This window comes from Nonomuraea sp. NPDC049152 (genome assembly GCF_040648355.1).
Taxonomy (GTDB): Bacteria; Actinomycetota; Actinomycetes; order Streptosporangiales; family Streptosporangiaceae; genus Nonomuraea.
Map to the genome: position 1 here is coordinate 1 of NZ_JBEZDO010000038.1, position 9,003 is coordinate 9,003.

General features: G+C 66.7%; 10 protein-coding genes. 9 read left to right on the forward strand and 1 reads right to left on the reverse strand.

Annotated features, from left to right (window positions below):
- Positions 1–178 precede the first annotated feature (178 nt).
- Positions 179–1,651: a serine hydrolase domain-containing protein gene (locus AB0B45_RS43625; protein ID WP_358143626.1), complete on the forward strand. Its 1,473-nt coding sequence runs from the start codon at positions 179–181 to the stop codon at positions 1,649–1,651.
- A 300-nt stretch (positions 1,652–1,951) separates the two neighbouring features.
- Here the strand turns inward: AB0B45_RS43625 and AB0B45_RS43630 are convergent, their stop codons facing one another.
- Positions 1,952–2,176 (reverse strand): hypothetical protein, encoded by a 225-nt coding sequence (locus AB0B45_RS43630; RefSeq protein WP_358143628.1) that lies wholly within the window; start codon positions 2,174–2,176, stop codon positions 1,952–1,954.
- A 141-nt stretch (positions 2,177–2,317) separates the two neighbouring features.
- Between AB0B45_RS43630 and AB0B45_RS43635 the strand changes: the two genes are divergently transcribed.
- The 8 genes from AB0B45_RS43635 to AB0B45_RS43670 all read left to right on the forward strand — a co-directional run.
- The gene (locus tag AB0B45_RS43635) at positions 2,318–2,842 is read left to right on the forward strand and encodes an HIT family protein (RefSeq protein ID WP_358143630.1); all 525 of its coding nucleotides are present in this window, start codon (positions 2,318–2,320) and stop codon (positions 2,840–2,842) included.
- Between the two features lie 870 nt (positions 2,843–3,712).
- Positions 3,713–3,871: a hypothetical protein gene (locus AB0B45_RS43640; protein WP_183647410.1), complete on the forward strand. Its 159-nt coding sequence runs from the start codon at positions 3,713–3,715 to the stop codon at positions 3,869–3,871.
- Between the two features lie 69 nt (positions 3,872–3,940).
- Positions 3,941–4,447 (forward strand): MauE/DoxX family redox-associated membrane protein, encoded by a 507-nt coding sequence (locus AB0B45_RS43645; protein WP_358143632.1) that lies wholly within the window; start codon positions 3,941–3,943, stop codon positions 4,445–4,447.
- Positions 4,448–4,960 (forward strand): hypothetical protein, encoded by a 513-nt coding sequence (locus tag AB0B45_RS43650; protein WP_358143634.1) that lies wholly within the window; start codon positions 4,448–4,450, stop codon positions 4,958–4,960. It begins immediately after the preceding gene.
- Positions 4,957–6,768: an ABC transporter ATP-binding protein gene (locus AB0B45_RS43655; protein ID WP_358143636.1), complete on the forward strand. Its 1,812-nt coding sequence runs from the start codon at positions 4,957–4,959 to the stop codon at positions 6,766–6,768. The genes AB0B45_RS43650 and AB0B45_RS43655 overlap by 4 nt, the downstream gene beginning before the upstream one ends.
- Positions 6,765–7,259 (forward strand): S26 family signal peptidase, encoded by a 495-nt coding sequence (locus AB0B45_RS43660; protein ID WP_358143638.1) that lies wholly within the window; start codon positions 6,765–6,767, stop codon positions 7,257–7,259. Before AB0B45_RS43655 ends, AB0B45_RS43660 begins: the two co-directional genes overlap by 4 nt.
- 125 nt (positions 7,260–7,384) lie before the next feature.
- Complete coding sequence (locus tag AB0B45_RS43665) at positions 7,385–7,594, forward strand: hypothetical protein (RefSeq protein WP_358143640.1); 210 nt, start codon at positions 7,385–7,387, stop codon at positions 7,592–7,594.
- 1,174 nt (positions 7,595–8,768) lie between these two features.
- Positions 8,769–9,003, forward strand: a 235-nt coding sequence (locus tag AB0B45_RS43670; RefSeq protein ID WP_358143642.1) for a hypothetical protein, incomplete at its 3' end; no start/stop codon positions are given.

The following is a 9,003-nucleotide window of genomic DNA, read 5'->3' on the forward strand; positions in this document are numbered from 1 at the left end:
TCCGGGCCGTCCTGCAGAAACTGAACCTGCGCGACCGCGTGCACGCGGTGATCCACGCGTACGAGAACGGGCTTGTGGGTCGCAACGATCTGCCTGACTGAATTCCATCCTGCCGGGTGGTCCCGTCTCACCCCTTAGGGTGATGTCGGCCGGTGACGCCCGGCCTAGGTTCGACGTCGTGCATTTCCTACGTCTGCGCTTTCCTCGTGTGACCTCCCTCCTCGTCCTCGGCGGTGTGCTCGTCGCCGTGCTGCTCGGCTGGACAGCACCGGCCCATGCCACCGGCGAACGACTGGTCGACGACTACCGCTCCGTCTACGGTACGCCGGGTGTCGCGGCGGCCGTGATCGACGGGTCGTCGGTCGAGACGATCGTCCGCGGCCGGGACGGGGACGGCAACGCGGTGACGGCGCGGACACGGTTCCGGATCGCGTCGATGAGCAAGTCGATGACGGCTGCGGCGATCATGCTGCTGGTCGACCGCGACCGCATCTCCCTGGACGACCCGGTCGTCAAGGTCCTGCCCGACTTCAGGATGGCCGATCCGCGCTTCACCGGGATCACCGTGCGCCAGATCCTCAGCCACACCTCGGGGCTGTCGAACAGCACGAACAACGAGTACGTGTTCCCCCCTCCGCGCAGCGCGCAGGAAGTCGTGGCCGGGCTGGCCGACAAGACCCTGGCCGCCGATCCGGGCACCCGCTCGGAGTACCACAACACCAACTACTCGATCGCGGCGAGGATCGTCGAGGTGGTGTCGGGGAAGTCCTTCGACGCCTTCCTCCACGCCGAACTGTTCACGCCGCTGGGCATGACCGGCACCAGCTCGACGCTGGGGTGTTCTGATCGTGCCGAGGGCCTGCCGTCGGGGTACGAGGTCGTTCTCGGGGTTGGCGTCGCGGCACCGGAGATGCCGGGGATCTGCGTCGGCAACGGCGGGGTGATCTCGACCCTGGACGACATGGTGCGGTGGCTGCGGTTCAACCAGGGAACCTTCGGGGCGGGCCTGCTGAGTGCCGGCTGCCTGGCCGAGTTGCACACCGTCCAGCCGAAGGCCGGCGACTACGCCCTCGGCTGGCAGTCCCGCCCCGTCGCAGCAGACGCCCCGCCGTCGGTGATCGGCCACGGCGGAACACTGGCGACGTGGACAGGGGACATGGTCTTCTCGCCCAAGACCGGTGTGGCGGCCCTCGTCCTCACCAACAGCGGCGGCGATCCCAGCCTGCTCTCGACCAACCTTCTCGCCGAACGGATCGGGGCACCGGCAACGCCGATGAGCAACCCGCTCACCGTCGTGAACGCGGTCCTGCTCGGGCTCACGGTGGGGATGGCCGCGCTGCTGGTCACCGCGGCCGTCCGAGCGCGCCGCTGGGCCTCGCGACGCCGCGCGGCGCGCCGGCCGAGGCTGGTTCTGCGGCTCGTGCCCCTTGCCCTGGTGACGGTGCTGGGCGCGGTGCTGCCGACGCTGATCTGGGGGGCGTTCAGCTTCCAGTACTGGATCGTCACCGCCTGGCTGCTGCCGCTGCTGGCGCTCTTCTGCCTCAACTGCTGCGTGCTCGGGGCGGTCGCACTCGGCCGTCGCCTCTGGTGCTTCCGCCGCGCCGGTCAGGCGACCTTCGCACCGGTACGGCCGGCCATGGCGGACAGCTGACCTGGGCGGGAACCTGGCCGGAGCCGCCAAGGACTGAGGGTTCATGAGGCGTTGCCGGTCAGAGTCCGTCGTTCTCGGCCCAGTGGTTCTGCCAGCGCGGGTCGATGACCTCGGTGGTGGACTGGTAGCGGATGTCGGTGGACAGGCGGACCATTGCTGGTATGGCCATGATGATCGAGGGAATCGCGATCGTGCGCCGGCCCGCTCGCGATTTGGGCGGCCCGAGCTGCATAGTGCCGCCGTCGAGTTCGAGGAGCTGTTCGCGGACCTTGACCGTCCGCGCGGCTGACCGGCTGCCCCCTACCGTGAATGTTCCTTCGACCACGCGCGGTGCCGGGCTCTACCGATGCCAACGACCATGAGCGCGACGAATGCGAGCACGAAGAACGACAGAAGATGCCACATCGGCCAGGCCATTCTGGGCGCAGCGAACACAAAGCCTATTCCGGCTCCGAGCCACCCGATCTGGAAGCACCAGATCGCTGCCGCCACGCGGAACCAGATCGAGCGCTTGAACTCATCCACGCGGCGCAATCTTCCATGGAACTCCCACACCGGGCAAGAGCATTACGTATTCGAGTGGCTGGCGTGAGCCTGATCTTCCCGACCGCCACGTCCAGGCTTGCCCCATGGTGGATGAGGCAGACGGGAAGATCAGGAGGGAGGGTGCGCGCGTCGCGCAAGGAACAGCAGGTCGTCGGCTTGCCTCGTCGCGACCCAGCAACGAGAATCCATGATCTCTACCTGTCGCGAGGGCAACGAGGAATATCTGACATGACCGCGAACCCCTGCGTCTTTTGCAGAATCATTGAGAGGGACGAACCCTCTCAGACGATTTACGAAGACGATCACACGATTGCCTTTCTCAACGTCGCCCAAGTCACTAAAGGCCACACCTTGGTCGTGCCGAGAAAACATCACAGAGACCTCGCAGAGCTCCCGCCCGATGAGGCAGCACAGGTCATGCGTACCGCCGCTCATGTAGCTCGCCAACTCACCCGGACTCTTCAAGCGCCCGGCATCAACCTCTGGCATGCGAGCGGTGAAACCGCTTGGCAGAGCGTCTTCCACCTTCACGTCCACGTGGTCCCTCGCTTCACATTCACCGACTTGACGCCTCCGTGGACGGAGATCGAAGTCCCGGTTGAGTCACTCGCAGGTTTGGTAGAAGAAATCCGCAGGCGGGCTTGAGCACAGCGCAACCCGGAACCGCACGTGCCCGCCGCAAGGACGAGGACCGGGTGCGAATCTCTGATCGCGGCATGATCGACGTGCCATTAGCGTGCCATCAAGGGCGGTCAGCAGCGGTCAATCATGGTCACTCGCGGACCGTCCTCCGCGCGGGTCGAGGCCGTTGAGCCTGGAGATCGGGCCGATTTGCAAGCAGGATGTCAGGAGTTCGAATCTCTAGGCTCCACCCACAGAAAAGCCCAGGTCATCCGCCTGGGCTTTTGATCTTTATCGGGGCTGTTCCGGGGGTCGTGCTCGTTGCGTGCCCGATGGGTTCTTGAGTGCTCCTCTGGCGAGATCGTCGAGCGAGCCAGGCGCGGCGAGCCAATCGGCGCGAGGCCCGGACACGCCTGCCAAGTCGCCTGAACGTGATCGTGGGCGACACACCACGAAGGCCATCAGGGTCTCCACGTAGGTCAGGTCGTGCGAGGTGCTCGACTGCCAGCCGGGGGACCTGCTTCGTTACGTGGCCTTGCGGTCACTTTATGACGGGAGATCGAACTGACAGTCAGTCGGGATGGGCGTTCCCCTCGTCTGGTCCGCGACAACGTACGCGTCCGCGCGTGCATCCTGCTCATGCCTACGAACAGGCACTATCCATGATCCAAGAGTAATAGGGCCCTCGGTCGTCCCTTCCGGCCCGATGTCATCCAGTCGTCTGAAGCCCCATTAGGCACACATTGACCAGACCAATAGTGCATGTCCGAAATTTCGGAAGCTGCACCGCTCAAGCGTTTTCGGGGATTTAGGGCTCGGTCATTGCGCCGTAATTCGGAAGACCTGATCATCGTGATCACCAACCACCTCGGCTAGAGCCGGAGAGGAGACACCATGATCGGTCTGGTCGATCGTCTGCTGTCGCGCGTTGCCCACAAGGTGACCGTGGAGGCTGGCTGCAGCAACTACTACTACTGCTCGGGTGGCGTGAAGTACCTGCGTCAGTGCTGTCTGAACGAGGGTTGCACGACCGTCAGGGTCGGCACCTGCTGACGAGGTTGACATAGTGATCCCGCGGGCGGCGGTTCCTGCCGCCGCCCGCGTGGCATTGGAGGTGCGCGGATGGAGTACTTGCGGATCGGATGCGCCTGCCTGGTCGCTCTGGTCTTCACGGTCACGGCGGTGGCGAAGGTCCGGGACTTCGACGCTTTCCGCCGTTCGCTGCCCGCGCTCGTCCCGGTCCCGCACGGGGCCGTTCGCCCGCTCGCCGTGGTGGTCGTCCTGCTGGAGGCGCTCGTTCCTGTCCTGGTCCTGGTGCCGGCGACAACGTCGTACGGCCTCGGGCTCGCCGGCGTGATGCTCGTCGCGTTCACCGTGGCGATCGCCGTCGCGCTGGCACGGGGACGACGCGCTCCCTGTCGCTGCTTCGGTGCGTCCACCACCCCTCTCGGAACCCGTCACCTGGTCCGCAACAGCCTGCTGGTCATCGCCGCCGCGCTCGGCGTGCTCCTGCCCGACGGCTTACCGGCGCTCGGCGGTATGGCCCTGGCGGGTGCTGCGGGGGCGATCGGGGCGATCTTGATCGTTTCCTTCGACGACGTCGTCGATCTCTTCGCAAGGAACTCCTGAATGTCCTACCTGACCGCCGCCGTCGTGCTCATCGGCTTGCTGTGCGTGTTCAACCTGCTGCTCACCCTCGGTCTCATCCGCCGGTTGAAGCAACTGGGAGGAGCGAGTGCCGGGCACGTCGGTCCTCCCATCGCGTTGCGGCCGGGATCGCCCGTCGGCGAGTTCGCCGCCGTGACCCTCGAGGGTGAGCAGGTCTCCCACGAAACGGTCGAGGGACTGGTCGGGTTCTTCTCCGCCGGATGCGAGCCGTGCCACAAGCTCATTCCCGGCTTCACCGCGCAGGCCCGCGCCCTGGGACGGGAGAACGTCCTGGCCGTGGTCGCCGGTGAGGACGCCGAGGCGGTCGAAGCACTCTCGCCGGTGGCCCGGGTCATTGTCGAGGACTTCGAGGGCCCGGTGGCGGGCGCGTTCCAGAACACCTGGACCCCGGCGCTCTACCTGCTCGGACCCAACCACCGCGTCGTCGCCGTCGGCGGCCGCATGGAGGACCTCCCCCTCGCGTCGACGGCATGAGCGCTGGAGGAGTGCGGGGACTGGCCTCTGCCGCGGCGGAGGCCATGTCGCTGACCTGGAGATCGGCGCCTGGAGGAGTGAGCGGCTACGTCTTCGTGACGCTCGCCGAAGCAGCAGCCCCGATCGCCACCGCCTGGATGACGAAATCGGTCATCGACCGGCTGACCGCTCCCGAGGGCGAGGTCGCGGGGCTCGCGCTCGGGCTGGCCGCGTCCGGCCTGGCCGCCGCCGCGCTCCCGGGGATCGGCCGCTTTCTGCGTGTCCAGACCGGCCGCCGCGCGCGGGTGGTCGCGACCGACCGGTTGTTCGCGGCGGCCGAGCGGCAGGTCGGACTCCGGCGTTTCGAGAATCCGGTGTTCCTCGACCGGCTGCGCCTGGCGCAGGAGGCCGCGGGCACCACCGGCGACCTCGTCAGCGGAGTCTGCGGGAGCCTGAACGGTGTCCTGTCCCTCGTCGGGTTCGTCGCCTCCTTGCTGATCCTGAGCCCCACCATGACGGCGCTGGTGCTGCTGGCCGCGGTTCCGGTCCTCGTCGCCGAACTGCTGCTCTCACGCAGGCGAGCCGCCCTCCAGTGGGAGACGGAGCAGATCCATCGCCGCGAGTTCTTCTACAGCCGGCTGCTCACCGGCGTGCAGGCCGCCACCGAGATCCGGCTGTTCGGCATCGGCGCGTTCCTGCGCGCGCGGATGATGGCGGAGCGGCGTGTTGCCGACACGGCCGAAAGCCGGATGGATCGCCGCGAACTGGTCACTCAGGGCGGCCTCACGGCGTTGAGCGCGGCGGTCGCCGGAGCGGGGCTGTGGTGGGCCATCGTGGCCGCCCGCCGGGGCTCGATCAGCGTCGGCGACGTCGCCATGTTCATCGCGGCCGTGGGCGGCGTTCAGGCCGCGCTCAACTCGCTCGTCTCCTCGGTGGCCTCAACCCACCAGCTGCTCCTCACCTTCTCCCACTATGTCGCGGTGATCAGGACCGAGCCGGACCTGCCGAGCGTGGACGAGGGCACGGCCCCCGAGCTGCGCCGGGGCATCGAGCTGCGGGACGTCTGGTTCCGCTACAGCGACGACCACGCGTGGGTGCTGCGCGGAGTCGACCTGACGATCCCGTACGGCTCCGCGGTCGCCCTGGTGGGGTTGAACGGCGCCGGCAAGAGCACCCTCATCAAGCTCCTGTGCAGGATGTACGACCCGACGCGCGGCATGATTCTGTGGGACGGCGTGGACCTGCGGGACATCCCTCCCGCCGAGCTTCGCGAGCGGATCAGTGCCGTGTTCCAGGACCACATGAACTTCGACATGTCCGCCGCCGAGAACATCGGGCTCGGCGACCTGCCCTCCCTCGAGGACCCGGCCCGCATCCAGGACGCGGCCGTCCGCGCCGGAGTGCACGACAAGATCTCGCAGCTGCCACGCGGCTATGACACGCTGCTCACGCGCATGTTCTTCTCCGAGGCCGACAAGGGTGACCCGGAGACCGGAGTGGTGCTGTCGGGCGGGCAGTGGCAGCGTCTCGCCCTGGCCAGGGCCCTCGTCCGAGACAGCAGGGACCTGATGATCCTTGACGAGCCCAGCTCCGGTCTGGACCCCGAGGCGGAGCACGAGGTCCACACCCGTATCCGGGAGTATCGGGCGGGCCGGACGAGTTTGCTGATCTCCCATCGCCTCAGCGCCGTACGGGACGCCGACCTCATCGCCGTGCTTCACGAAGGACGGGTCGCCGAGCTGGGACCGCATGAGGTGCTGCTGGCGGCGGACGGCCACTACGCCCGCCTGTTTCGGCTGCAGGCCGCGGGTTACCAGGAGGCACGGTGAAGACGGGCAAGCTGCTGCTGGCGGCATCCGCCGTGCTGGTGTTGGCTGCACCCCTGTGGTGGATCCGCGGGCGCTACCTGGTCGCCACCGTCAACGGGCCGAGCATGGAACCCAATCTGCGCTCCGGGGACAGGGTGCTCGTCCGCCGGACGAGGCGGGTCCGATCAGGCCAGATCGTCGTCGTCAAGATCGCGGACCCTGCTCCCGTGGACGGATTGCCACCGGGCCTCGAACCGGGCGACGCGGCCGAGCTGCCGGAGAAGCCGGATCACCCCGGCTGGCGCTTGCTCGTCAAGCGCGCGGCCGCGGTGGCGGGCGAACCCGTGCCGAGACACCGTGTCCCCGCACTTCGCGACGTACCCGAGACGGTCGTGCCCCCGGGCGCCTTGGTCGTGCTGGGCGACAATCCGGGCAGCAGCTGGGATTCCCGGGAGTTCGGCTTCGTGTGGGGTGACGAGCTGGTCGGCGTCATGGTGCGCCGCCTGCCGTGAACGGAGAACGGACCGTCGCGGTCCGGGGTCGCCAAGATCGGATCACAGGACCAAGCCGTGAGGTGACGATCCAAGATCACGACTCGTGCTATCTTCCTGTAGCGGTCGATCGATGTGAGGCAGCGATGTTCACGTATGAGTTCGCCATCGTCGAGTGGTTATGGGATCAGCAGGCCATCCGGGTCAACCTGCCCGGGAGCAACGAGCGCGTGTTCTCCGGCAGCTACGACGAGTTGGTCGCGGTGCTTTCCGAACTCGGTGGTCAAGGCTGGGACGTGGCCACGTGCGCGGCCACCGGCAACTGGCTGTTCTGGACGCTGCGACGCCAGCGCTGAAGCCGAGTAGTGCGAGGCGTCCTGTTCACCCACCACAAGGCAGCGCCCTTCTCCGGCCGGGCGGAGAGGCCGACCAACTCAGAGCGGGTCTGACCCCGGTGACCTCCCCTCCGCTCAGGGCCGCTGGCACACCCCTGGCATCCATGGGGGATAAGGCATCCCCATGCGGGTCACATCCCGGTTCAACCAGCTGGCCATACACGCCTTTTCGCCGGCATTGGCGAAGCTGCGGCGGAAGTTGGACGGTTCGATGGGGCGGCCGCTGGTGGTGGCCAAGACGACGTGGGTCTCATGCCACCTGCGGGCTTCCCGGGCGTCGTCGCAGGCCCGGAGACGGGCAAGAGGAGCCGTCTTGACGATTTCCGCGAAGGGTAGGGTCGCGTCCGAGGCGTCTGTCTTGGTCTGGCGGCTTCTTTTCGTGGGTCTCGCGTGCCAGTTCGTTGAGCTTCTGTGCCACCTGGCGTTGACGCTCGTCGGTGGAGTGTTGGTAGATCATCGCGGATCCGGCACGCTGCGCGTGTGGCCTGAGAGCCGTTCTCGCGCGCGCCCGCCACTCGGGCCGCGCGAAGGCACGGGCAGACCTAATTCACTGATCTCACGGCCCATAAGGCGATGGCGCTCTCCGTGATGATCCCGTGCCGGCCGAACTCGCGCTCCCCCATTCGCTCGGACGGGAAGGAACGCTCCCCTTAAACGATCTCGACAGCGCGCGCGCCATCGATCACGAATCACATCTGCCGTGATCGTTGAACCGCGAAATATGCGAGTTCAACATTCACCGAAGGGTATCAATAAATTTCAATGCCCAGCCCTTGATTTCGGTGATTATTGAGAATTCCATCTGTGCGCATGACGTCGACTCGCAAAGGCGGAAAGGAAGGGTCATCATTGCGCCTCTCGCGGCTTGTCGTCGCAGCTCAGGAGGAGTGAGCGGCCGAACGTCGCCCGCCGACCGGCTGTGATCTACCGGACCGGAATCGTCGCTGGATCGGAGCCGGTGGGCGTCGGGCCTGGCCCGCCCGTAGCCAGAAGGAAGGCGAAAAGCTCTTTTCGATAGAGACCAGGTTTTCTTGGATGTTTCTTTGTGAATACATTTCATGGGCCTCGGGTATCGGGACGGTGCATCCCCCTCACAAACCTGGTGTGCTTATACCGGCGCTTGAAAGGAAATCCCATGACCGCTACCGCAGAGGCCCAGCCCACCGAGACGACCGAGGGCGAAGGGCGACCCCTGGAGGCCCTGCTTCTCGCCGCGCTGGCCACTCGCCGCGAACAAGGCGAGGAAAGCGGCATCGACCACCCGCTCCTGCTCGCCATGCTCATGCGCCGCCGTAGGGGAGGCGAGGAGAGCGGCATCGAGCACCCGCTCCTGCTCGCGATGCTTATGCGTCGCCGCGGGGAAGGTGAAG

Coding starts and splice junctions, on each gene's coding strand:
- AB0B45_RS43640 (WP_183647410.1), top strand. CDS start 3,713: ATGATCGGTCTGGTCGATCGTCTGCTGTCGCGCGTTGCCCACAAGGTG.
- AB0B45_RS43645 (WP_358143632.1), top strand. CDS start 3,941: ATGGAGTACTTGCGGATCGGATGCGCCTGCCTGGTCGCTCTGGTCTTC.
- AB0B45_RS43650 (WP_358143634.1), top strand. CDS start 4,448: ATGTCCTACCTGACCGCCGCCGTCGTGCTCATCGGCTTGCTGTGCGTG.
- AB0B45_RS43655 (WP_358143636.1), top strand. CDS start 4,957: ATGAGCGCTGGAGGAGTGCGGGGACTGGCCTCTGCCGCGGCGGAGGCC.
- AB0B45_RS43665 (WP_358143640.1), top strand. CDS start 7,385: ATGTTCACGTATGAGTTCGCCATCGTCGAGTGGTTATGGGATCAGCAG.